The sequence below is a fragment of the Macrococcus equipercicus genome, assembly GCF_004359525.2.
Lineage (GTDB): Bacteria > Bacillota > Bacilli > Staphylococcales > Staphylococcaceae > Macrococcus > Macrococcus equipercicus.
This window is the reverse complement of the sequence record NZ_SCWC02000001.1, coordinates 12,292-35,399: the sequence shown is the minus strand read 5'-3', so window position 1 is coordinate 35,399 and position 23,108 is coordinate 12,292. Positions and strand designations below refer to the sequence as shown.

Here is a 23,108-nt window from a genome sequence, read left to right as displayed (position 1 = left end):
AGTTATAAAATAATAATTTTTATTAAAATCTGCATATTTATCGTAAATTTGAAGTCGTGCCAATGTCTAAATTGTAATAATTCCATCTGTCATATTTTAATCTTAAAATATTTATCTGATTTTATAACTTTATAATTTATAAAATTTATTTTTGTTAACATTTGTTCTATTTTATTAATATATTTAGTCGCTTAAAGTTAATATACGAATTTTCAATTTATTTTCTGTATATTTATAACTAAACACAGAGATGGACTGCTGATTTTAAAACACATGCCTTTGTACAGCAGGCGATTTTTAGATCTCGTCATAGTCATCTGACTCACTACTCCAGACCTTATGACTTAAGTTTTCTGAAGCTTCCATTTATACTTGGACATAAGGAGATGATCATATGAAGGCGATGGCAATTGAGAAGTACGGCAGGAAAGTACCGCTTAAGTTAATGGAGTTACCGGTGCCGAAGATTGGCGCGCATGATGTACTTGTGAAAGTGTATGCTGCGAGTATCAATCCGGTTGACTACAAATTGCGCGATGGTCAGTTACGAATACTGAGAAGCTATAAGATGCCGCTTATTCTCGGCGGAGATTTTGCGGGTGTGGTGAAGCAGGTGGGCATGCATGTGACGAAGTTCAAAGAAGGTGATGCAGTATACGGCCGGGTTGAGAATGATAACTACGGGACATTTGCTGAATATGCAGTCATCGGTGAGAATAATCTCGCCTTGAAACCTGAAAGCCTGTCGTTTGTCGAAGCAGCTGCCATTCCGCTCGCCGGTCTGACTGCTTATCAGGCATTGACTGAGAAACTGCATGTCCAGCCTGGCGATCATGTGCTGATTCATGCGGGGGCAGGCGGTGTCGGCAGTTTTGCTGTACAGCTCGGCAAGGCACTCGGCGTTCATGTGACGACTACTGTCAGCAGTAAAGGCGAAGCACTCGCTAAAGAGCTCGGTGCAGATGAGCTGATCAACTATAAGGAAGTCGATTTCAGTGAACCAGCCGGTCGTTTTGACAGCGTCTTTGATACCGTCGGCGGCGATACAACTAAGCAGTCGTTCAAAGCTGTGAAAGACGGTGGTCATGTGATCTCTATAGCGGCTGTTCCGAATGCAAGATTTGCGGTCGAGAATAACCTCGGCTATTTGCGCCAGGGACTGTTTAAAGTAGCTGCTATGAAATACGAAAAATCGGCTAAAGAATACAACGCCCATTACAGCTATATGTTCATGCATCCAAGCGGCGAACATCTTGAATATTTCAATGACCTCATTGCAGAAGGCAGACTCCGTCCAATCATCGACCGCGTCTTTCCGTTCAGTGAAACACAGAAAGCTTTAGACTACGTAGAGAACGGCAGTACTAAAGGTAAAGTCGTTATTCAGATGAAAGAATTAGATTAATATAGAGGAATTTTGGCCTTCAGGAGCAGTTTGAAGGCCACTTCTCACCAATTTTCGTCAATTTTTTAGAATTTTGGCCTTCAGGAGCGGTTTGAAGGCCACTTCTCGCCGATTTTCGTTGATTTTATAGAATTTTGGCCTTCAAGAACAGTTTGAAGGCCACTTCTCGCCGATTTTCGTTGATTTTTTAGAATTTTGGCCTTCAGGAGTCGTTTGAAGGCCACTTCTCATCGGTTTTCGTCGATTTTTTAGAATTTTGGCCTTCAGGAGTCGTTTGAAGGCCACTTCTCATCGATTTTCATCAATTTTTTAGAATTTTGGCCTTCAGGAATAGTTTGAAGGCCACTTCTCGCCGATTTTCGTTGATTTTATAGAATTTTGGCCTTCAAGAACAGTTTGAAGGCCACTTCTCATCGGTTTTCATCAATTTTTTAGAATTTTGGCCTTCAGGAATAGTTTGAAGGCCACTTCTCGCCGATTTTCGTTGATTTTATAGAATTTTGGCCTTCAAGAACAGTTTGAAGGCCACTTCTCACCAATTTTCGTCAATTTTTTAGAATTTTGGCCTTCAGGAGCGGTTTGAAGGCCACTTCTCATCGGTTTTCGTCGATTTTTTAGAATTTTGGCCTTCAGGAGTCGTTTGAAGGCCACTTCTCATCGATTTTCGTTGATTTTGTAGAATTTTGGCCTTCAGGAGTCGTTTGAAGGCCACTTCTCGCCAGTTTTCGTCAATTTTTTAGAATTTTGGCCTTCAGAAGTCGTTTGAAGGCCACTTCTCGCTAATTTCAACAGATTCTACAAAGTTTTGGCCTTCAGAATTTCCATTAAAAAATCTCTCATGACCAGGTCATGAGAGATTTCTCAATATTTCACTCTGTTTTTAGGATCTTCTCCGTATTTATTAGCTCCGCGTGTACCATCAAGCGCAAACATAATGATGAAAACAAGACTCATAACAAGCAGGACAGCTAACACAAGTAACGACGTTGTGACTACACCTGCAGGATTAGCTGCTTCCTTGAAAATGCTAAAAATAATGGCCCCTAAGCCTACCAGTGATACGATAAGCGGCACAAGATTCACCCAGCCGTTAATGTTGATATCCTGAAGCCGTCGTGCACCGACTGTAAAGTTAGGAACAAGCAGAATGAGTCCTGTGAGCCCTTGGACGACTTGAGAGACAGAACCGAGATCTTCTGTATTCCGGCCCATACTAGAATCAATAAAGCCGGCAAGCAGGCTAAGCACAATGGACAATGCTATATGTACCAGCATAGGAACCCAGTATTCTTTACGCCTCGCTCTCCCCTTCATCACAAATGCTTTCCGCCAGAAATTCAAATAAGCATCTTTAAACGACATTTCTCTCTCCAACATTACCACCCCTTATATATTATTCTATTTAATGGTAACATAAGCCGTATTTTCTTAATCTTAAAGTTTCCTTAAAAATTAAATACTGTTATCTTTATCAATCATCCACCATTTCGGATAAGTTTTATGTTCATAGAAAATAAGCTGCGATATCAGCAGCACAAGAAGGAGTATCGGCACGCAGACGACGGCAGTGATAATGATTTCAGCAAGCAGTGAATCAGCAGGCAGAAATTGACCGATTGTATTAGCAAGCAGCGTGACAATTATGAAGATAATCGGAAATCCGATGATATAAAGCGACCACCAGCCGTTCATCTTGAGATCCTGGAATCTTCTGAATGTGAGCGTTGCAGTCGGTACAATTAAGATGACTATCAGCAGCCATGTTAATTCATTACCATTAAACTTCACTTCAGTGCTCAATATATAGAAGTCAGTATGATAAGCTTCCCCGCTGATTCCTAGCAGTTTAGCGAGCAGCGGCATAATGAACCAGATGATGACGAGATGCAACAGAAAAGGTACATTGAACTCTTTCCTCGTCGCACCATCTCTTATATTCAAAGCATTCTTCCAGAACGCCATGTAAACTTCCGCCATCCCGCTGTCCTCCTATCTGCTTTCCTATTACCTGCACTGTAGCTGCTTAGTGAATAAACAGCATCAACAATTACATATTACCCATAAATCTCAATAATTTATCCTGAAGAATAAAATGACTATAAAAGCGTGAGGTGTTTTATTGCTGCAGTCTTATGGATGACTATTCTTTGAAATCTTAAAGTTACCTTAAATATACAATAATTTCATATATTTTACATAGGTTGTATAGTATGCTGAAAACAGTTAAAAGAAAAGAGGAAAACTTATGAAAATCTTAATTAAAATAGGACTTGCAACGTCATTATTATTTGCAGCAGTGCCCGTCGTTCATCACAGTGCAGCCGATGCCAAAACAGTCACTCCTTACTATAACTGGAGCGGCTATACAGGCAGCAGCTATCAATTTGTGCTTGATAAACACTTCAAGAATGCGCTGTTGAACAGCAATGTGACAATTAATGGCTACAAAGTAGTGAAACAAGTGAAAGAAGCCGATATTATGGCAGGTTTTGATCACTACTATGACATCGCAGCCACTAAAAAAATCAACAAAAAATACGCTCTGAAAAAATTTGATACAATCGCATTGAAATCCGCTAAAAATCAAATCTTCACCGTAATTCTTCCTGTCCAGAAAGGAAAAATCTCAATCAAGCAGTTCCAGCAGGTTTACGGCACAAACTTCAGCACTGAAGCAGAAACGTATTCAGAGCGCGGCGATATTATAGAATATACGTATTCTTATCAAACTAAAAACGGGACATTCGAAGCATTCTTCGATAAAAACAAAAAACTGACTGAGCTGTTCATCATCTCTGACGGCGGCATTGAATTCTAAATTTATTGTCATAAAAACAGCTTCCTTTTAACTCGGAAGCTGTTTTTAATATTAATAGTAACTCTTCTTCAATTCTTGACATCAACCATCTTCACTCGGCAGTCCTCCTACACTCTATCCTTCTTCTTCAGCATGAAGTCAGTTGGCAGCATGAGAATGATAGTAGATGTTATAACCGCGAGCGATACGGCGGTGCCCTCTATATTAAATAACAGCTCCCCTATCTTATTGTCATGAAGTTCTGTAAAGGCGCCATAAATTATAAATAGTAGAAATGCCGAATTAAATATTAGTGTAATCAGCATAATATTTTTATCGGTTAATCCGACGTCACGGAAGCGGCGTAGTGCACTGTTCGCAACTGCTGCAAATACAATGATGTAGAGCGGGATAAAGATAAACAGCAGTTCAATTGATAGGCCTTCCCCGTTGTTATAAAAGCTATTCACTTTGACGAGCAGATAAGTGATCAAAAAACAGGCGGCTATTGAACTGAGTGCTGGAAACCAGTACTCAAAACGCGAATCTTTACCTTTTCCTGAAAATGCATGCAGCCAGAAATCATAGAAGCTATCTTTCACTTCTATCTCCCCTTTTCATTCACTTTTCGGTCGAGCAGTCTGATAAAGCTGTCAGCTGCATAGCTGAACGTTAAAAATACAATCACTGTAAACAGCAGTCTTTCTGTAAATGATTCATCCGCCTCGGGTATGAGCACGATGACGAGCAGTGACAGCAGTAAATGCACGGGTAAATACAGAAAACATTTTTTGCCATGCTGCCAGCGGTCATATTCATTTCTGAATAAAGTCAAAGTCATCAAATTCAGCACGACTAATAATGACACGGGACTTTCTGCATTATTTAAGTCGAACGGCATGTAAGGTACGAGCATCAATAACAACATGTTAGAAAATAGCGAGACATAGAAATATCCCATCTTCAGTCCTCCATCGTACATATGTAATAAAAAGTATATTATTCTACTCATTGTATCACATCTTCTGCAATCGACTCATCAGTTTTCTGATATTTAAGAAAGATTAAGATTTTATCTTCAGCGGTGAAAACTGCTATGATAATGATATAAAACTTAGGGGTGATGAAATGGCGGAGAATGTGAATAATCAAGACTTCAATAGTACGTTTGACCAGGTGTTTAAAAGTGAATCAGAAAAAATCAGTGCGCAGTTGTCACAGAAGATTATGATTGCCTTAGTCGGTGACGTGAACAGCGGCAAGTCATCAACAATCAACAAACTGATGCAGCAGGACATTGCCTCAGTCGGCGCAAAACCCGGGGAAACAGTTGCTGTCAAAGAAATTCCGTATATGGATAATATTCTGTTTGTCGATACGCCGGGACTTGATGACGTGAATGCGGTGAATTCACAAGTCACACTTGATTACTACAAACAAGCGGATGTCATTCTGTTCTTCTTAAACGCTGCAGGCACTGTGCTGTCAGAGAATGAACTGAAGAACTTGAAAGATATCGCGAAAACGAACAAAGACATCATTATTGTGCTGAACAAGATCGATGCAGCTGATGATGTGCCTGAACAAGTGAAATATATTGAGGATAAAACAAAGAATCAATTTCTGATTGCTCCGATTTCCTCGCGCACCGGCGAGAATATCACTATGCTGCAGAAGCAGCTGCTGGACGTGCTGCAGAAGAAATCAAAAGACCTGCTGATGGGAAAGCACATGCAGGACAAAAGTCATATCGCTAATAAATGGATACTCGGTGCAGGAGTCTCAGCGACGGCAGTCGGTGCCCTACCTGTTCCGGGCTCTGACTTCGTTCCGCTGACGTCGATTCAGATCGGCATGATGCTGAAGCTTGCCAGTCTCTACGGCAAACCGTTATCGAAGGAAAATGCCCGTGAACTGATCATCGCGACCATCGTCGGCAACGCCGGCAAAGCAGCATTCCGCCAGCTTGTGAAGTTTATTCCGGGTGCCGGCTCTGTCATCGGTGCCAGCGTCGCCGGTGCCACGACTGTGTCACTCGGCTACGCCATGAAATATATGTATGAGCATGACATCGAGATCACTGATCAGCAGCTGACGCTTATTTACAATAAGTTTTTGAAAGAACAGAAGACTGAGTAATGATGTACGCGCCTGAGCATTTCTGCTCAGGTTTTTTCTTTGCCCAGCGGCTCATTCTGCTCCTCTCTTAGGCAATATTAAAAAATTGTTATTGTATTAATATGCTTATTTGCCTATAATAAAAATATTCAGAAAATATTGAAAATAATCTAAAATATGATACGGGGGAAATTGAATGAAAAAGAATAGTCGTTTATTTTTAGCGTCATTAATTGCGGTATCAGGTTTTACAGCGGCATGTTCAGGCGGCAATAGTTCTGATAATAAGGATTCAGCTTCCGGCAAAGATAAGAAGCAAGTGCTGAATTTAGCATCACTGTCTGATATTCCGACGTTAGATACATCTCTTGCGACAGATATGGTCGCATTCAACGTATTCAATCAGGTGATGGAAGGTCTGTACACGCTTGATAATAAAGATAAAGCCGTGCCGGGTGTGGCAGAAGGCGATCCTGAGAAGTCTAAGGATGGCAAGACATGGACGATCAAGCTGCGTGATGATGCTAAATGGTCTAACGGTGACCCTGTGACGGCACAGGACTTTGTCTATTCATGGCAGCGCACTTTAGACCCTAAAACCGGCTCTGAATATGCTTATATCATGTATGACGTTAAAAACGCGGAAGACGTGAACTTAGGTAAGAAGAAACCTGAAGAACTAGGCGTTAAAGCACTAGATGATCATACGCTGCAAATCCAGCTGAACACGAATGTCCCTTATTTCCAGGAGCTCCTTGCTTTCGGTACGTTCAACCCGCAGAACAAGAAGTTCGTCGAGAAACAAGGTGAGAAGTACGGCACGACTGCACAAAGCACGTTATACAACGGTCCTTTCGTATTGTCAGAATGGAACCTCGAGAAAAACTATAAACTTAAGCCGAATAAAGAATACTGGGATAAAGATAAAGTGAAGCTGGATGAAGTCAACTACGACGTCATCAAAGACCAGCAGACAGCGGCGAACCTATATGACACCGGCAAACTGGATGTCGTCCAGTTGACTGCTGAACAAGTGGATAAATATAAAGACAAGAAAGAGTTCGACACTCAGCTTGAGGCACGCACTTATTTCATCCGCTTCAATCAGGACAAAGTGCCGGAACTGAAAAACAAGAACTTGCGTCTTGCTCTTGCTAAAGCAGTAGACAAAGATAAATATGTCCGCAACTTATTGAATAATGGTTCTGCGCCGACCGATGTCCTGACACCTAGTGAATTCGTCAGAGGTTCAGATGACAAAGATTATGTTAAAGGCGTGAAATCACCGCTGAACTATGACAAAGCAGAGGCGAAGAAATATTACGAACAAGCGAAGAAAGAACTTGGTAAAGATCACTTCGACTTTGAGTTTTTGACTTATGACCAGGATACCGCGAAGAAAGAATCCGAGTATGTTAAAGAACAGATTGAAAGCAACCTGCCGGGCGTCAAGCTGAAGATCAAGCAGCAGCCGTTCAAGCAGAAACTTGCACTCGAATACAAGCAGGACTACGAAATGTCGTTCGGCCGCTGGGGTGCAGATTATCCAGACCCGATGACTTACGTCGACCTCTTCTTATCTGACAGCCCGAACAACGAAATGGGCTGGAAGAACGCTGAATTCGACAAGAAAGTTAAAGACGCTAAAGGCCCGCTCCTTTCAGACCCGGATAAACGCTGGACAACACTGCAGGAAGCAGAATCTATCCTGCTCGAGGACGCTGCTATCTCTCCAATGTACCAGAGTGGTATGGCACGTCTTGTGAATTCTAAAGTAAAAGGTTTAGTGCTGCATAAGTTTGCCGGTGATACTTCACTGAAAAATACGTATATCGAAAAATAAAAGGAGCAGCCCGATCATTGATAATCGGGCTGCTACTTTTATTTACAGAGCCTCAGCTGTACCGCTCCTCTATTTTAAATACTTTCCATACGACGTAAGACACAATCCATGAGACAAGAAATAACGCAACTAACAAATAGCCCATGTATTCAAGAGAAATGCCTTGAACAGATGTCCAGAATCTTCCGTTCAGATGCAGATTCTCTGCTGTCAGCTGGAAGATTTCGATTAATCCGATGACAATAGCTGCAATGACTGAAATCATTGTAATAGTAATATTGTAGTAAAGCTTGCGAATCGGCTTGATAAATGCCCAATCATAGGCACGCGTCATGAAAATTCCGTCCAGCGTATCAAAAAGTGACATCCCTGCTGCAAATAATATCGGCAGCGCGAGTATTCCAGCTAATGAGAATGATGATGTTGAAGCAGAAGCAGAAAGTGCCAGTAATGCTATCTCACTTGCTGTATCGAAGCCGAGTCCAAACAGGAAGCCGAGCGGATATAGATGCCATTCTTTATTCAGTACTTTATAGAAAGGCCCGATAAGACGTGAGAAAAACCCTCTGCTCTTCAGCAGTTCTTCCAGTTTATCATTACCTGGGTCACTGTCCTTTACGTCTTTGAACAACCGGATTAATTGAACAAGAATGATAAGATTGATGATGCCGATGATCAATAGGAATGTCCCTGAGACACTCATCCCGATAATACCGCCGATATGCTGCAGCTGTGGTAGATGCCGCTGTGCCCATCCGGCAGATACTCCAAGAGCGATAGACATCAGCAGGACAACGCTCGAATGGCCGAGCGAGAAGTAAAACCCGATGCCAAGCGTCTTCTTATTCTCCTGCAGCAATTTACGAACACTGTTATCAATCGCCGCGATGTGATCCGGGTCGAAGGCGTGCCTCGTGCCCAGCATATATGCAACTAGTGCCATGCCGACCAGCATTTTATTGTCACCGGAGCCGATCCACATCAGTATTAAACCGAGCATATGCAGCAAGACAACAACAGTAAGATAAGGCCACGAGGACCTCAGTTGATTTTGTTGATTGATTTGTTTCATTGAAACACTCCTTGATTCATAGTGAATAAGCTATCCATCTTAACAGGTGATGAATAGCTTAAACTGTTAAATCTATTATTAATATTTTCTTAAAAATGCCACGGGACGCTGATAATGCAGTTCATTAATATGCTTTTGCACTTTCAGCAGCACATGTTCAATATCAGCTGTCCGGTTACCGAGTATTCTTAGCGTAAAACCGCTGATAGTCATCATGCTGATACCGAAACGAATATCTCTATCTTCATGTTTAATCAATTCCACCAGCTCATCAAGCAGCGACTGGTTGATTTCAGGATGTATGCAGTAGCATGAGCCAAGATGCGTATAACCTTCCATGAAGCCAATCTCACCGATTTCATTCTCATGCGGCGTCAATTTCATATTGTCGAATAATACAAGCTGGTCATCCATATATATTTCATTCAGCAGATGGAGCTGTTTATAGCTGAAATGGGTCGCCTCACTGTCGTAACCAGGCGTCAGTATATCAGTATAAAACAGGGCGCTTGTCAAGGTCAGACGAAAGATATTCTGCTGAAAATAATCCGCATCTTTATAAGCAATAATTGGATCAGCTACATATTCAAAGTAAGTGTCTACCCCTAAATTAAATGTCTGGTACTGCTTGACACAATCTTTCAATGTTTTGTAGATTTTTGTCGCACCTTGCGTCGTCAATGACAATGACGCATTGTCCTCAAGCGTAATTTCTGTACGATAGCGATCGCCATCCAGAAATCCGCCTCCTACATTTGACAGATAAAACGTCGGAAAATTGGAATCGTTTAAATAAATGGGCTTTATTACCTTAAGTGCACCCTGGTAATAAATCTTATTAGCGACACTACGACCTTTTTTGTTGATGACCGTTATGTCAAGTTCTCCCATCCAGTCCGTCATTACTTCAGCCCTTTGAGCAGACAGTGGTGTTCAATCCACTCGATTACATTATCCAGTCCTTCTTCTGTCTTTAAGTTGGTAAATGTATATGGCTTCTTCCCTCTGAATGTTTCCGTATCAATTGCCATCTGTTCAAGAGATGCACCGACGTATGGTGCTAAATCTGTTTTGTTGATGATAAAATAATCGGATTTGATCATCCCTTGTCCACCTTTACGTGGAATTTTCTCACCTTGGGCAACGTCAATGATATAGATGGAGAAGTCAACAAGTTCAGGGCTGAATGTTGCTGCCAGATTATCGCCTCCTGATTCTATGAAAATCAGCTCGATATCATCATGACGGTCAAGCAGTTCATCAATAGCAGCGAAGTTCATTGATGCATCTTCACGAATTGCAGTATGTGGACAGCCGCCTGTCTCTACACCGATAATACGGTCTTCCGGCAGGACGCCTGTTCTTACAAGAATCTTCTGGTCTTCTTTCGTATAGATGTCATTAGTAATGACACCAATGCTGATCTGATCAGCCAGACGACCTACTACTTTTTCAATTAACTGTGTTTTACCTGCACCGACAGGCCCGCCGATACCTATTCTTACTAAACTCATAACTTTCTTCCTCCTATGAAATAAAGATTCTGACACCGACATGTTCATGCTCAAGCTGATTGATTTCAAGACCTGGAGCTGTAATGCCGAAGTCTGCATCATTTAATGTAAATACTTTTTCAGTAATCGTGACAATTTCTGGAATGATTGTTGTGATCATCTTCTGTCCTTCTGTCTGACCGAGCGGAATCGCACGGACAGCATTCTGAGTCAGACTCGCAACGTTCTGGTATATATAGTACTGAATAATCTTCTCGATAGACACCCCGAGATGATGGCCGAGCATAACAAAGCAGAGTGCCGGATGTGCATTGGCCTCACGTTTTGTTACATACTGCTGATACTTATTCAGCTGCGGTGAATCATATAATTCAAGTATCAGCTTCAGCATGCGGTTACCCATCTGTTTACTGCCGACCCGGGTCTCTTTCGGGATATTCTGCACGAACAACAACCGGTCGTACTTCAGCACTATATCAAATTCCTCTGCTTCCAGTGCTGCATGTACCCTTATCATCGCCAGACAGTCCGAATATATCAGCTGTTCTTTCAGAAACATTCCGAGCCATTTCGTGAAGCTCGGTCCGTCATGGACGGAACCGTGCTGAATGTATGTTTCCAGACCAAAGGAATGGCTGAAAGCACCTGTTGGAATCTGGGAGTCACAAAACTGGAACAATCGTAACTCCTGCTGATTAATCATGAGAGTGTCCTATATGTCTGAAAGCTTTATTCACCTTTCTCTCCGTATGTTCAAACGGAATTTCTAATGATTTCAGCAGATCTTCAACTAAATAATCATACTGGACCAGCATCTCGTCACCTTCAAACTGCGCCGGCAAGTGACGATTGCCTAATTGATGGGCGATTTCTCCCATCATTTTAATAGATGTCGGCTTAATGACCAGGATATCTTCACTGTTCACGTCGACAACAATCATGTTTTTCTCGTCACGATAAAGGATGTCACCATACTGCAGGTCAACCGGCTTATTCAGCCGAATGCCGATTTCCTTACCATGATCTGTCGTCACGCGCTGAATCCGTTTTACTAAATCAGAGTTCTCCATATATACCTTTTCTATATGGATATTTTTCTCGTCGTTCGATAGATTGGCAATATTGCCTTGAATCTCTTCGATAATCATAAAGTTCTCTCCTTAGAATAAGAAATAACGTTGTGCAAGTGGCAGCTCTTTCGCTGGTTCACTCTTAATCAGTTTGCCGTCCACAAATACTTCATATGTCTGTGGATCAACATCAATATGAGGTGTTTCACTGTTGTTCTTCATATCTTTCTTCGTCAGATTACGGATGTTCTTTACAGGTCTTACAGTCCGCTGTAATTTCAGATCATTATGGATTCCTTTATCGTAAGCTGCCTTAGAGATAAATGTTATCGCTGTCTGTGCGATATTTGAACCGTATTGACCATACATCTTCTGGAATTTAATCGGTTCTGCCGTCGGAATGGATGCATTGGCATCTCCATTGATAGCTGCACTGATCATACCACCTTTAATAATCAAATCAGGCTTCACTCCGAAGAAGGCTGGATTCCATAAAACGATATCTGCCAGTTTGTCAGGCTCAATAGAACCGACATATTCTGAGATGCCATGAGTGATGGCAGGATTAATCGTATATTTAGCGATATAGCGTTTAATGCGGTTGTTATCATCATGCTCACTGTCTCCTTCAAGGAAACCGAACTGCTCTTTCATACGATGCGCGACCTGCCATGTACGCGTGATGACTTCACCGACACGTCCCATCGCCTGTGAATCCGAGCTGACCATACTGAATACACCCATATCCTGCAGTACGTCTTCTGCTGCAATCGTCTCTTTACGGATCCGTGAATCTGCGAACGCGATATCCTCCGGCACTGAAGAATTCAAGTGATGTGTGATCATTACCATATCTAAGTGTTCATCAATTGTGTTGATAGTATAAGGTAATGTCGGATTAGTAGATGACGGCAGAATGTTCGGATAACCTGCTGACTTGATTAAGTCAGGGGCATGACCGCCGCCTGCACCTTCCGTATGATACATATGAAGCACACGATCTTTGACAGCAGCCATTGTATCTTCCATAAATCCTGCCTCATTCAGTGTATCCGCATGCAGTGCGACCTGCACATCGTATTCATCAGCTACTTCCAGAGCATGATCCAGCGCTGACGGTGTTGCTCCCCAGTCTTCATGGACTTTCAGGCCGATTGCACCTGCTTCCACCTGCTCGATTAGTGCCTGTTTGTTAACCGCCTGGCCTTTCCCTGTGAACCCGATATTAAGCGGGAGTCCTTCTGCTGCCTGCAGCATGCGGCTCATATACCATGACCCTGGTGTCACAGTCGTCGCGTTCGTTCCTTCTGATGTGCCTGTACCGCCGCCGATATGAGTCGTGATGCCGCTTTCAAGCGCAATCTGTGACTGTTCCGGATTGATAAAATGAACATGCGTATCAATCCCGCCTGCTGTGACAATTCTGCCTTCAGCCGCAATAATATCGGTAGAAGCGCCGATAACGATGTCGACATTGTCCATGATATCCGGGTTCCCTGCTTTACCGATGATACGGATAAAGCCGTCCTTCACACCGATATCTGCTTTGATAATTTTGTCGTAGTTGATGATCAAGGCGTTTGTGATGACTAAATCCATGACCCGTGGATCTTCACGCGTCACGTTCGGATTTTGCGACATGCCGTCACGAATCGTTTTACCGCCGCCGAACACAGATTCCTCACCATATACTGCATAATCTTTTTCAACTTTAGCAAACAAGTTGGTGTCGCCGAGACGGACAGATTCGCCTTCTGTCGGACCGTATAAACTGTTGTACTGCGAATTTTGCATTTCAAAACTCATGTTATGACCACCTTTATATAGTTTGAGTGCGTTAATTACAATGACTATTCAGGTCGATAAACTTTGCTGTCATCAATCGGACCGTCAACTAAGTTACGGAATCCAAAGATATTGCGTTCACCGGCGTATTCTATTAAGCTGACTTCTTTCTCATCACCCGGTTCAAAACGGACTGCAGCTCCTGCCGGAATATCCAGACGTTTCCCGTAAGCTTTATCGCGGTCGAATTCCAGACCTTTATTCGTCTCGAAGAAGTGGAAATGTGAACCTACTTGAATCGGGCGGTCTCCTGTATTTTTCACTCGGAGTTTTGTCGCCTGTTTTCCTTCGTTTATTATTTTAGTGCCTTCTTTAATAATTACTTCGCCAGGTTTCATCTTATCTCCTCCTTATACGATCGGGTGATGCACTGTAATTAATTTCGTTCCATCAGGGAATGTCGCTTCAATCTCAATGTCAGTGATCATACTTGCTACACCTTCCATCACATCTTCTTCGTTGAGAATCGTTTTACCGAAGCTCATAAGATCAGCTACCGTCTTACCATCACGTGCACCTTCCAGTAGTTCATAACTGATCAGCGCTAATGCTTCAGAATAGTTTAGTTTTAATCCTCTTTCCTTCCTTCTTTTAGCCAAGTCTGCGGCAACTACAATCATTAATTTATCTGCTTCTCTTTGAGTAAAACGCAAATAACTCTCCTTCTTTCTTAAAATATTTAGGAATCAACTGACAAATTCATATTATTCCTATCTCAAAAAAATTGCTAGCATTAATACATACACTTCACTCTTTTCATACAAAATTCATATAATATTCAAAAAGTATTACTAATTATTGTTAAATTTAACTATTTGAGTTGCAAAATTCACTTAAAATATTTAAATAAGTGTGTTCTCGGAAAAACGGGTGTATACTGATAGCGGTATAAAAAATTAACAAGGAAGTGTCCTTACATGAAAATCATTGACACATTGCTGAAGAATATTTCTCAAGTGCTGCTGATAGAAAACAAATGGACGGGTCTGCTTATTCTACTTGCTCTGACGATTGCAGACTGGAGAGTAGGCATTGCTGCACTGGCAGCAAGTGCAATCTCATTCTATACTGCACCGCTGCTTGCTTTCACTGAAGAAGAAATCAGCCACGGATTAGCAGGATTCAATCCTGTCCTGACAACCATTGCATTAACCGTCTTCCTGCATTTCCACTGGATTAATCTACTGATTATTATCAGCTCAATCCCTGTGACTATGCTGATTCATAAGGCACTGCAGATGCTGCTCGACCGCTTCGGTCTAAGCGTCTACACGATGCCTTTCATACTGACAACGTGGCTATTCATCAATACCGCTTATTCGACTAAGTTCGTCGACACTACACTCACTTTACTGCCGGAAACGATGAAGCATCCTGAAATAGCAGGCGGACACTTCCAGCTGCTGCAGGCGTTGCTTGAGAGCTTCACCGAAGTCTTTCTCGTATCAAATATCATTAGCGGCATCATTATGATTATTGCGATATGGATAGCGGATAGAAAGTTGTTACTCGTCACGTTAATCGGCACGCTGCTTGGCATCCTGCTCATCTTCGGTCTTGACGTCAGCACATCACAGCTGAACAACGGACTGTTCGGCTACAATTTAGTACTTAGTCTGATTGTCATCTGGATGCTCTTTAAACAAAGTCGTTACTCTATCGCCTATATGGCATTCGGCGTGATAGTAACTGTGATTATGAATCTATCGCTTGTTACCCCTATTGCGGTCTTCGGACTGCCGATCCTGACTGCACCTTTTGTCATTACTGCATGGATTTTCCAGCTATATGCAGAGGCTCTGTCGCGCCGTGCCGCAAATTAACTTCATTATATACTGAAAAAAAGTGTCTGCAGCATAAACAACTCTTTGACACAACAATACCGCTAAAAAGATTTCCATAATCTTGTTAGCGGTATTGTTGATTCAGCTGTATTGAATAGACATTCTCATGACTGAGGAAACGACCATCCACTAGCAGAGTGAGCTTATGTCCCAGACTCGTCGTGTTTTATAGGTTACTGCTTAATATTAAAGAGATCGTTGAATGATTCTATCATCGTCGGATGTGTATAAATGTTATCCCGTAATACTTGATAAGGGATGTTCTGATCAATTGCCAGCTTAACCTGGTTGATGAGCTCTTCTGACTGTGCGCCGTATAATGTAGCACCGAGTATTAAATCAGTTTTGGCATCGATCACTACTTTAAATAGACCGCGAGGATCATTATTGACTTTATGTCTTGGAATCTGATTGACTGGCAGTGTATTTTCTAATATTTCGCAGCCTTGCTCACGCGCTTCAGCAGCAGTCAGACCGACACGGGACAGCGGTGGATCAATGAACACTGTATAAGGCACGGCGCCTCTGTTAGCAGTCGTTCTTGTTCCTTCGCCGAACAATGCATCTCTGACAATTCTGAAGTCATCCAGTGAAATGTATGTGAACTGCATGCCGCCTTTCACATCGCCAAGTGCATAAATATGAGGAACTGTTGTTCTCAGCTGTTGGTCAACTTTAACCTGGCCGTGCTCGCCGAGTTTAACATCTGTATTTGACAGCGCCAGGTCTGTATTCGGCTGACGGCCTGTCGCAAGCAGCACAGCATCTGTTTCAAATGAGCCTTGTGATGTTTCGACGACTGTATAACCATCCTTGTCAGTAATACGTTCTGTTTGGGCGTCAAGCACAAAATTAATGCCGCGGTCTGTCATGTCTTTCACGACTTCAGCTGCAATCTCGTCATCTTCACGTGCCATTAAGCGGCCGCTGCGTTCGATGACTGTGACTTCAGTTCCGTAGTTCGTAAACGTCGCCGCAAACTCAAGCGCAATATAGCCGCCGCCGATAATCACAAGACGTTTCGGCTGTTCCGCTAAATTCATGATGCCTGTTGAGTCATAAAGGTATTTCGATGTCTTTACGCCGTCGATTTCAGGAATGACCGGTTTCGCTCCTGTATTAATGATAATGTGATCACCACTGATTGTCTCTACTACTTCATTCTGTTCATTAAGCAGCTCGATTTCATCATTGGATTTAAACTGTGCTTTATAGTTCAGCACTTTTATATTGTCATCTTCATTCAAGTTGTTGAAGTTCTTTTTGTTGAGTGCCTGCACAACTTGACGTTTTCTTGAAACGCCTTCGTCAAAGCTGATAGCCTGCCGGCTGCCGTGGAACAAAGTTTTTGATGGGATACAGCCGACATTGATACAAGTCCCGCCGTACATCTCTTCAGATTTCTCGATGACCGCGACTGATTGACCTTGTGCCGCTGCGAATTTCGCGATTGTTTTACCGCCTTTACCGAATCCTATAATTACTAAATCATACTTCATGATAATCCTCCTGTACTATGTCGTTCAGCACATCTCTTACTGTGATACTACGATAATGCGCTGCAATCACTTCCTGCTCCTTACGCTGATAATCAACCATAACATCTTTAATACCCCGGGAAATATCACACGGATTATCAGTACTACCCGTGAACAGCCGTCTTGTTGACCTGCCTTCCATAAACAGAAGATAAAGATCAGCAAGTGACACATCAATCGTGCCGGCGTTCGCCGTGTAGCCGCCGTATTTCCCATTGAATGACTCAATATAATGATGCTCATTCAGCTTACTGAGCACCCGTCTCAGCTGAGCCGGGTTGACACATATTTTAGCTGCGAGCTCGCTGCTGCTGAATTTATCCTCGGGATGCTTTGCCAGGCAGCTGAGAATATGAACCGCCATATTAAATTCAAGATTCATAACACTGCTCCTATATGAAAAAATCATCCATTTATCGAAAAAGTGGCCTTCAAACTGCTCCTGAAGGCCAAAATTATGAAAATATCATCCATTTATCGAAAAAGTGGCCTTCAAACTGCTCCTGAAGGCCAAAATTACGAAAAAATCATCCATTTATCCGAGAAGTGGCCTTCAAACTGCTCCTGAAGGCCAAAATTACGAAAAAATCATCCATTTATCGAAAAAGTGGCCTTCAAACTGTTCCTGAAGGCCAAAATTATGAAAATATCATCCATTTATCGAAAAAGTGGCCTTCAAACTGCTCCTGAAGGCCAAAATTATGAAAATCACAGAATTCATTAAGCTATAAGTTTTCACCATTCGTCGCGATCACTTCTTTGTACCAGTCAAATGAATCTTTTCTGATCCGTTCTCCTGTTCCACGGCCATCGTCATCTTTATCCACATAAATGAAGCCGTAGCGTTTGCTCATTTCGCTTGTTGACATAGACACCAGGTCAATCGGCCCCCACGCAAGGTAGCCCATAAGATCGACACCGTCTTTGACCGCTTCTTTCATCTGTTCTATGTGCCGCTTCAAATAATCAATCCGGTATGAATCATGAATGCGGCCCTCTTCTACTTTGTCATATGCACCGAGGCCATTTTCCACGATGAACAACGGCTTCTGATATCTGTCCCACATATCGTTCAGCAGCGTTCTTAAGCCGAGCGGATCAATCTGCCAGCCCCAGTCGGACGATTCAAGATATGGATTTTTAAGACTGTTCATTAAGTTACCTGCTGTCACTTCTCCTTCAGGTGCAGCAGAAGACAGCAGCGTCATGTAGTAGCTGAATGAAATATAATCGACCGGATATTGCTTCAATACTGCTAAATCTCCATCTTCCATCTGAATCGTTATATTATTCTCTGCTAAGTGACGCTTGAAGAAGTTCGGATATTCGCCGCGCGCATGCACATCTGTGTACATTAAGTTCAGCTGATTATCAACCTGTGCTTTTCTGACATCTTCAGGATGACATGTGTTCGGATAGGACAGCATTCTTGCAAGCATACAGCCCATCTGTGCCTCGGGATCAATTTCCTTCAGCTTCTTCGTCGCAAGACTGGACGCCACGAACTGATGATGGAGTGCCTGATAAGCTGCCTCTTCAGGATTCTCTTCAAGGTCGCTCAGCACACCGCCGCCTGTAAAAGGAGAGATATTGATGATATTGATTTCGTTGAAAGTGATCCAGTACTTTACCTGGCCTTTGTAACGATTGAAGACAGTCTCAGCGTATGTCACGAAGTGCTCAATACATTCACGGCCGACCCAGCCGTTGTATTTCTCAATCAGGCCGTACGGCGTCTCATAATGACTGAGCGTCACGACAGGCTCGATGTTGTATTTTCTCAGCTCCTTGAAGACCTCATCATAATGCTTCAGACCCGCTTCATTCGGCTCAGCATCATACCCATTCGGGAAAATACGAGACCAGTGGATCGACAGACGGAACGCTGTAAAACCCATTTCAGCAAACAGTTTAATGTCCTCTTTGTACGTGTGATAAAAATCAATACCTTCACGTTTCGGGAAACGCCCGGAATATTCGCCTGCAAGTGCTTTCTTGATGACATCACTTGTCACTTCCATATGGTTGTCTTTCGTGCGCTGCTCCTTCGGAATATATTCCACGAAGTCAGCTGCTGACAATCCTTTACCGTCTTCATCAAATGCCCCTTCTATTTGATTCGCTGCCGTCGCACCGCCCCATAAGAAATCGTCTTTAAATCCTTTAATTGTTTCCATCATTATTTCCCCCTCTTCTTATCACTGCCATTATATAGTAAAGCCCTTCATCTATAAAATATAAGGCCCGATGTTATAATAAGCATAAAGGATGTGACATAATGAATATCCATCAAATTGATCAGTATTTGAACGTTACAGCGGACGCTGCGCTTGAAGACTACATGCGCGCTTTCATGCTGAAAATACCGTTTGAAAATATCAATGTCCAAAATAATATACCCATTTCCACCAGCACTGATGACTTGTTCGATAAAATCATCATTAATCATAGAGGCGGCTTCTGCTACGAACTGAACACATTTTTCAGGGCTTATTTGACGGCGAAAGGATTTCACGCCTATAACGCTGCTGCGACGGTCAAATCGCCGCACGGCTGGGCGCTGGAAGGCTCTCATATGACGACACTCGTGCAGCTGGACCGGCTGTATATAGCGGACGTCGGTTTCGGCGATCTGCCGATGAAACCCGTCCCGCTGTCAGCACTAGAAGCACCTGACATCGTGGATGACATCAACGGCCGCTTCCGGGCGATTCAGACCGGCGGCCGCTTCGAGCTGCAGAAAGAGACAGACGGCAGTTTTAACACGCTTTATAAAGGGCTGACAGACGAGAAGTCTCTGGCTGATTTCGCTGCTATGATTGACTATAACCAGCACAACCCGCAGTCCATCTTCGTCCAAAATCTGCTTATCACGAAAGCTCAGGCGGACGGCCGCGTATCGATGAGCCAGGACCATCTGACGATTACAAAGAACGGCGACAAACAAAAAATAAAACTCACGGCAGAGAACTACCGTGAGTACTTAAAAACTTATTTCGGAATGGACATCACCATCAACCGCCTCGAATGAACGATGTATCTTTAGTCCAGCTGTTTTACTGTTAGTAACTATACTGCAGTACTTTAGCGCCGGAATAACCATACAATGACTCAGCGCCTGCCAGTTCCACCCGGCCGTACTTGTCATCATTGACGTTATAAAGCTTATGGCTGTAAGTTCTGACACCGTAAACGTTGAAGTTCGCATCGACGAGCGGTGAACCTGATGCCCCTGCTCTGAACCTGTCTTTCGTCATCAGTTCGGTCATATTCGAGCTGCGGCCGAGGAACACTGCCTGATTCCAGTAACGCGTCGTGTAATCATCTGTCCCGTGATACGGATAGCCGACAGAGTAAAGCGGCGTGCCTGGACGCAGCTGATTGATCTGCCAGTCAGTGGCAAGCTTCAGCGGTTTGACGTAAGCTGTCAGACGGTTCTTCGTATGCAGCACCGCAAGATCCGCCGACGGAATTTTGACGATATCCTTCACTTCGAAGTTATACGGGATTTTCTTGCCGTCGCGGTTCATCATGAAGCGGATGTACTTCGCCTGAACCTTATTCCCATTCTTATCACCTATGACATGGGCATTCGTCAGCACCGTGTAATCATCAATGACAAAACCTGTCCCCATCGATTCTTCGCCTTCACCTGCCCAGCCATTCTTGTTTGAAATATAGCCGACTGCTTTATAGCGTGATTTGCTGTCATTGTCCTGTAGTTTCATGATTGTTGTCGAGTTGCTGTAAGACTTGGCACGCTCATAACCGGTCTGTAAGTTGTTCGGCTTCAGGCCGTCATAATAATAATCTGTCTCCATCGCATGCGCCTGAGTCGTCAAAGAACATAACAGCACGCCTGTTATTACAAATAATCGTCGTTTCATCTGTATACCCCTGTTTTTATATTTGAAAAATGATTATTGATAGTAAATATACCACGGACCTAGCAGGAGGTATAGCGGATGTTTTAGGGAATCAGGGATGACTGGACATAGTGGGAGAGTTATGAGCGATATTCCGCGTTTATCAGTCATAACTCAAGCGTCCTCGGCGATTCATGGATGTCCCGGGAAAAACGCGATATAACGCTTTCTGACCAACAATAAAAAGCCAGCGCAGGCTGACTTTCATTACTTCGTATATAATCGTTTAATTTCTTTGATAGTCGCTTGATCTGCATATTGATAGCCGTAAAATGCGCCGTCCGCTGAATCATAAGTCAGAATGGTCTGCCCGTAAATATAGTTCTCAGTGTCTGCACTTGTGTAAACGAAATCCGCTTTCTTGCCCCAGTACTTCAGCATATCCTTATAACTGAATCTGATGCTCTCATTGTTATAATTGATGTAGCGCAGCTTGAACTGCGGATAAGTCTGCCGACGTTGACCCGTGAAATAAGTCTCAGCCAGGTCATAATAGTCATCTGACTCGAGCTCATAATCCAGCTCGTAATCATAATACTGGTTGACACTTTTATAAGAACTCGCCGGCTTCCCCCACTTCACCCGTGCTGTTTTCACTGTGTCACCCAGCTTGACCCCCCTGAAAGTCATCTTCCCGGATTTCAGCGCTGTGATGACTTTTTTGTCCTTTAAGTTGACTTGTCCCGGTATGTTCCTGGCAGCTTCTGCGTGATGGGTCCATGGGACAGCGATTAATAATACAAGTAAGAGAGAAACTAATTGTTTCATCATAAACACTCCTTGAAAAGTAATTTGGCGGCTGCCTGATTTCATTATACTTTGAAAACGCTTACATAACATAGCTTAAATGACAGAAATCTGTTGTATATTAGTCATAATTGTATAATATAGTAAATAAATATAATTATATGCTAGGAGGAGATCTATGCCGGCTAAAATCAAAAGAAATCTGGTCCTCACAGTCATTTTGTTTATTATACTGGCTGCTGTTATTTACTACATAGCGATGCCTGACCATCCCGTCATAGCAATTCTAGCAATCAGTTACTTAGTTCTATCATTACCTATATCTTATGCGGATGAATATGCCAGATATTATAAGAAAAACAACTTCAGCCCTGCCCTCGTCTATAAATGGCAGAAGCGTTCAACTATCCCTACTATTGTAGTGTCACTTATCTACTTAGTCATAATTTTTTCATCTTTTGGATTCTTGTCTACCACATCCGGAATGATGGGAGCAATTACCGGGTTAACTATTGGAAATATCATCAGATTTTTCAAATCACGTTCAGCTTACCGCAAAATGCTGGTCAGAGAGAGTCGAGATGATAGTTAGAATAAAAAAATGCAGGAAAACAACCTTTCAATTGGTCGTTTTCCTACATTTTTATTTTGTCGTCAAAAGAATGAGAAAATGGAACTATTTTATTGTTACTTAGTTAAGTGATAGTTCATTTCGAAGACTCTCCAACTACCTTGAGAGTTTTTGTGATAAGTCAGTTCAAAGAGATTTTTATAGTAGTGCTTAATTTCATATTTACTGACCAGCTGGCTAGTTGTTGGTTTACCGTAAACCTTTTGTACGGCGGTTGGTGAATATTTGAGAAGGTACCAGAATTTATAGCCGTCTACTTTAGCTGAATTAAAGTTATAAACAAATTGATTTGTACTACCATATACAGCAGCAGTTGGGTATTTGCCATAACCTGCTTCAAAACTCGAATTACCAGATATACTATAAGTAGAAAAATATGATGGTCTTCCCCATTGATATTTCACTGTCTTGAATGTATCTCCGATTTTAACGATTTTTCCTTGTTCACTTTTATAGATAAACGACTTTGCTTTCAATTGTCTGGCAACAGTAGTATTTAATAAGTCAGGCGCTTTAAACGTTTGAGCAGTAGCGGCAGAAGCATCATTATCACTGATAAGTGGTGTAACGAAAAGAGCAAAAGTCAGCGCAACAACAGCAAATTTTTTCATTTAATTGCCTCCTTGAATCTATTTTATCACAGTTACATTATACACTTAAAAGATCTTTTAAACTTCTTATATTTTAAATTTTACATAATTTACTTGAAATTTATATTACGGAGAATATATTCATTTTAGTTGCTATCTTTATCAGCA

At 42.4% G+C, this 23,108-nt stretch carries 25 protein-coding genes; 7 read left to right on the top strand and 18 right to left on the bottom strand.

Features of this window, described 5'->3' with window-relative positions:
• Positions 1 to 394 precede the first annotated feature (394 nt).
• Positions 395 to 1,405, top strand: a complete 1,011-nt coding sequence (locus ERX35_RS00185) for an NADP-dependent oxidoreductase (RefSeq protein WP_149457888.1) — start codon at positions 395 to 397, stop codon at positions 1,403 to 1,405.
• Positions 1,406 to 2,266: 861 nt separating this feature from the next.
• Here ERX35_RS00185 and ERX35_RS00180 read toward each other — a convergent pair.
• Together ERX35_RS00180 and ERX35_RS00175 are read right to left on the bottom strand one after the other, a co-directional pair.
• On the bottom strand, positions 2,267 to 2,782 hold the full coding sequence (locus tag ERX35_RS00180) for a DUF805 domain-containing protein (RefSeq protein ID WP_149457887.1): 516 nt from the start codon (positions 2,780 to 2,782) through the stop codon (positions 2,267 to 2,269).
• A gap of 75 nt (positions 2,783 to 2,857) precedes the next feature.
• Positions 2,858 to 3,382 carry a DUF805 domain-containing protein gene (locus ERX35_RS00175; protein ID WP_149457886.1) on the bottom strand — a complete coding sequence of 175 codons (525 nt, stop codon included), beginning with the start codon at positions 3,380 to 3,382 and terminating at the stop codon, positions 2,858 to 2,860.
• A 268-nt stretch (positions 3,383 to 3,650) separates the two neighbouring features.
• Here ERX35_RS00175 and isaB point away from each other — a divergent pair, with 268 nt between their 5' ends.
• Positions 3,651 to 4,223: an immunodominant staphylococcal antigen IsaB family protein gene (isaB, locus tag ERX35_RS00170; RefSeq protein WP_149457885.1), complete on the top strand. Its 573-nt coding sequence runs from the start codon at positions 3,651 to 3,653 to the stop codon at positions 4,221 to 4,223.
• 107 nt (positions 4,224 to 4,330) lie between these two features.
• On the opposite strand, the gene ERX35_RS00165 is transcribed toward isaB, so the two are convergent.
• Complete coding sequence (locus ERX35_RS00165) at positions 4,331 to 4,804, bottom strand: DUF805 domain-containing protein (RefSeq protein WP_149457884.1); 474 nt, start codon at positions 4,802 to 4,804, stop codon at positions 4,331 to 4,333.
• 2 nt (positions 4,805 to 4,806) lie between these two features.
• On the bottom strand, positions 4,807 to 5,163 hold the full coding sequence (locus tag ERX35_RS00160) for a hypothetical protein (RefSeq protein WP_149457883.1): 357 nt from the start codon (positions 5,161 to 5,163) through the stop codon (positions 4,807 to 4,809).
• Positions 5,164 to 5,330: 167 nt separating this feature from the next.
• Between ERX35_RS00160 and ERX35_RS00155 the strand changes: the two genes are divergently transcribed.
• Positions 5,331 to 6,341: a GTP-binding protein gene (locus ERX35_RS00155; protein ID WP_149457882.1), complete on the top strand. Its 1,011-nt coding sequence runs from the start codon at positions 5,331 to 5,333 to the stop codon at positions 6,339 to 6,341.
• 175 nt (positions 6,342 to 6,516) lie between these two features.
• The gene (locus tag ERX35_RS00150; protein ID WP_149457881.1) at positions 6,517 to 8,163 is read left to right on the top strand and encodes a peptide ABC transporter substrate-binding protein; all 1,647 of its coding nucleotides are present in this window, start codon (positions 6,517 to 6,519) and stop codon (positions 8,161 to 8,163) included.
• A gap of 52 nt (positions 8,164 to 8,215) precedes the next feature.
• On the opposite strand, the gene ERX35_RS00145 is transcribed toward ERX35_RS00150, so the two are convergent.
• The 8 genes from ERX35_RS00145 to ERX35_RS00110 all read right to left on the bottom strand — a co-directional run bounded on the left by ERX35_RS00145 (position 8,216) and on the right by ERX35_RS00110 (position 14,317).
• Positions 8,216 to 9,235: a HoxN/HupN/NixA family nickel/cobalt transporter gene (locus ERX35_RS00145; RefSeq protein ID WP_149457880.1), complete on the bottom strand. Its 1,020-nt coding sequence runs from the start codon at positions 9,233 to 9,235 to the stop codon at positions 8,216 to 8,218.
• A gap of 78 nt (positions 9,236 to 9,313) precedes the next feature.
• On the bottom strand, positions 9,314 to 10,126 hold the full coding sequence (locus ERX35_RS00140; protein ID WP_246143091.1) for an urease accessory protein UreD: 813 nt from the start codon (positions 10,124 to 10,126) through the stop codon (positions 9,314 to 9,316).
• 11 nt (positions 10,127 to 10,137) lie between these two features.
• Complete coding sequence (gene ureG, locus ERX35_RS00135; RefSeq protein ID WP_425463242.1) at positions 10,138 to 10,749, bottom strand: urease accessory protein UreG; 612 nt, start codon at positions 10,747 to 10,749, stop codon at positions 10,138 to 10,140.
• 13 nt (positions 10,750 to 10,762) lie between these two features.
• Positions 10,763 to 11,452 (bottom strand): urease accessory protein UreF, encoded by a 690-nt coding sequence (locus ERX35_RS00130; protein ID WP_149457878.1) that lies wholly within the window; start codon positions 11,450 to 11,452, stop codon positions 10,763 to 10,765.
• Positions 11,445 to 11,897 (bottom strand): urease accessory protein UreE, encoded by a 453-nt coding sequence (gene ureE, locus ERX35_RS00125; protein ID WP_149457877.1) that lies wholly within the window; start codon positions 11,895 to 11,897, stop codon positions 11,445 to 11,447. The genes ERX35_RS00130 and ureE overlap by 8 nt, the downstream gene beginning before the upstream one ends.
• Before the next feature lie 12 nt (positions 11,898 to 11,909).
• Positions 11,910 to 13,625: an urease subunit alpha gene (gene ureC, locus ERX35_RS00120; protein WP_149457876.1), complete on the bottom strand. Its 1,716-nt coding sequence runs from the start codon at positions 13,623 to 13,625 to the stop codon at positions 11,910 to 11,912.
• 44 nt (positions 13,626 to 13,669) lie between these two features.
• Positions 13,670 to 14,002 (bottom strand): urease subunit beta, encoded by a 333-nt coding sequence (gene ureB / locus ERX35_RS00115; protein ID WP_149457875.1) that lies wholly within the window; start codon positions 14,000 to 14,002, stop codon positions 13,670 to 13,672.
• Between the two features lie 12 nt (positions 14,003 to 14,014).
• Positions 14,015 to 14,317 carry an urease subunit gamma gene (locus ERX35_RS00110; RefSeq protein ID WP_149457874.1) on the bottom strand — a complete coding sequence of 101 codons (303 nt, stop codon included), beginning with the start codon at positions 14,315 to 14,317 and terminating at the stop codon, positions 14,015 to 14,017.
• Between the two features lie 264 nt (positions 14,318 to 14,581).
• Between ERX35_RS00110 and ERX35_RS00105 the strand changes: the two genes are divergently transcribed.
• On the top strand, positions 14,582 to 15,487 hold the full coding sequence (locus ERX35_RS00105; protein WP_149457873.1) for an urea transporter: 906 nt from the start codon (positions 14,582 to 14,584) through the stop codon (positions 15,485 to 15,487).
• A 194-nt stretch (positions 15,488 to 15,681) separates the two neighbouring features.
• Here the strand turns inward: ERX35_RS00105 and merA are convergent, their stop codons facing one another.
• From merA to ERX35_RS00090, 3 genes are all read right to left on the bottom strand, one after another.
• Complete coding sequence (gene merA, locus ERX35_RS00100) at positions 15,682 to 17,010, bottom strand: hypothiocyanous acid reductase MerA (protein WP_149457872.1); 1,329 nt, start codon at positions 17,008 to 17,010, stop codon at positions 15,682 to 15,684.
• Positions 16,997 to 17,428 (bottom strand): redox-sensitive transcriptional regulator HypR, encoded by a 432-nt coding sequence (gene hypR / locus ERX35_RS00095; protein ID WP_149457871.1) that lies wholly within the window; start codon positions 17,426 to 17,428, stop codon positions 16,997 to 16,999. Before hypR ends, merA begins: the two co-directional genes overlap by 14 nt.
• 343 nt (positions 17,429 to 17,771) lie before the next feature.
• Positions 17,772 to 19,226 carry a glycoside hydrolase family 1 protein gene (locus ERX35_RS00090; protein WP_149457870.1) on the bottom strand — a complete coding sequence of 485 codons (1,455 nt, stop codon included), beginning with the start codon at positions 19,224 to 19,226 and terminating at the stop codon, positions 17,772 to 17,774.
• Between the two features lie 98 nt (positions 19,227 to 19,324).
• Between ERX35_RS00090 and ERX35_RS00085 the strand changes: the two genes are divergently transcribed.
• A complete protein-coding gene (locus ERX35_RS00085) occupies positions 19,325 to 20,077 on the top strand; it encodes an arylamine N-acetyltransferase family protein (RefSeq protein ID WP_149457869.1) in 753 nt (250 codons plus the stop codon).
• A 31-nt stretch (positions 20,078 to 20,108) separates the two neighbouring features.
• Here ERX35_RS00085 and ERX35_RS00080 read toward each other — a convergent pair whose 3' ends face one another.
• Positions 20,109 to 20,933 (bottom strand): S1 family peptidase, encoded by an 825-nt coding sequence (locus tag ERX35_RS00080; protein ID WP_149457868.1) that lies wholly within the window; start codon positions 20,931 to 20,933, stop codon positions 20,109 to 20,111.
• Between the two features lie 246 nt (positions 20,934 to 21,179).
• Positions 21,180 to 21,740, bottom strand: a complete 561-nt coding sequence (locus tag ERX35_RS00075; RefSeq protein WP_149457867.1) for a hypothetical protein — start codon at positions 21,738 to 21,740, stop codon at positions 21,180 to 21,182.
• Positions 21,741 to 21,897: 157 nt separating this feature from the next.
• Here ERX35_RS00075 and ERX35_RS00070 point away from each other — a divergent pair, with 157 nt between their 5' ends.
• Positions 21,898 to 22,311: a hypothetical protein gene (locus tag ERX35_RS00070; protein ID WP_149457866.1), complete on the top strand. Its 414-nt coding sequence runs from the start codon at positions 21,898 to 21,900 to the stop codon at positions 22,309 to 22,311.
• A gap of 95 nt (positions 22,312 to 22,406) precedes the next feature.
• Here ERX35_RS00070 and ERX35_RS00065 read toward each other — a convergent pair whose 3' ends face one another.
• Positions 22,407 to 22,961 (bottom strand): hypothetical protein, encoded by a 555-nt coding sequence (locus tag ERX35_RS00065; protein WP_149457865.1) that lies wholly within the window; start codon positions 22,959 to 22,961, stop codon positions 22,407 to 22,409.
• Positions 22,962 to 23,108 lie beyond the last annotated feature (147 nt).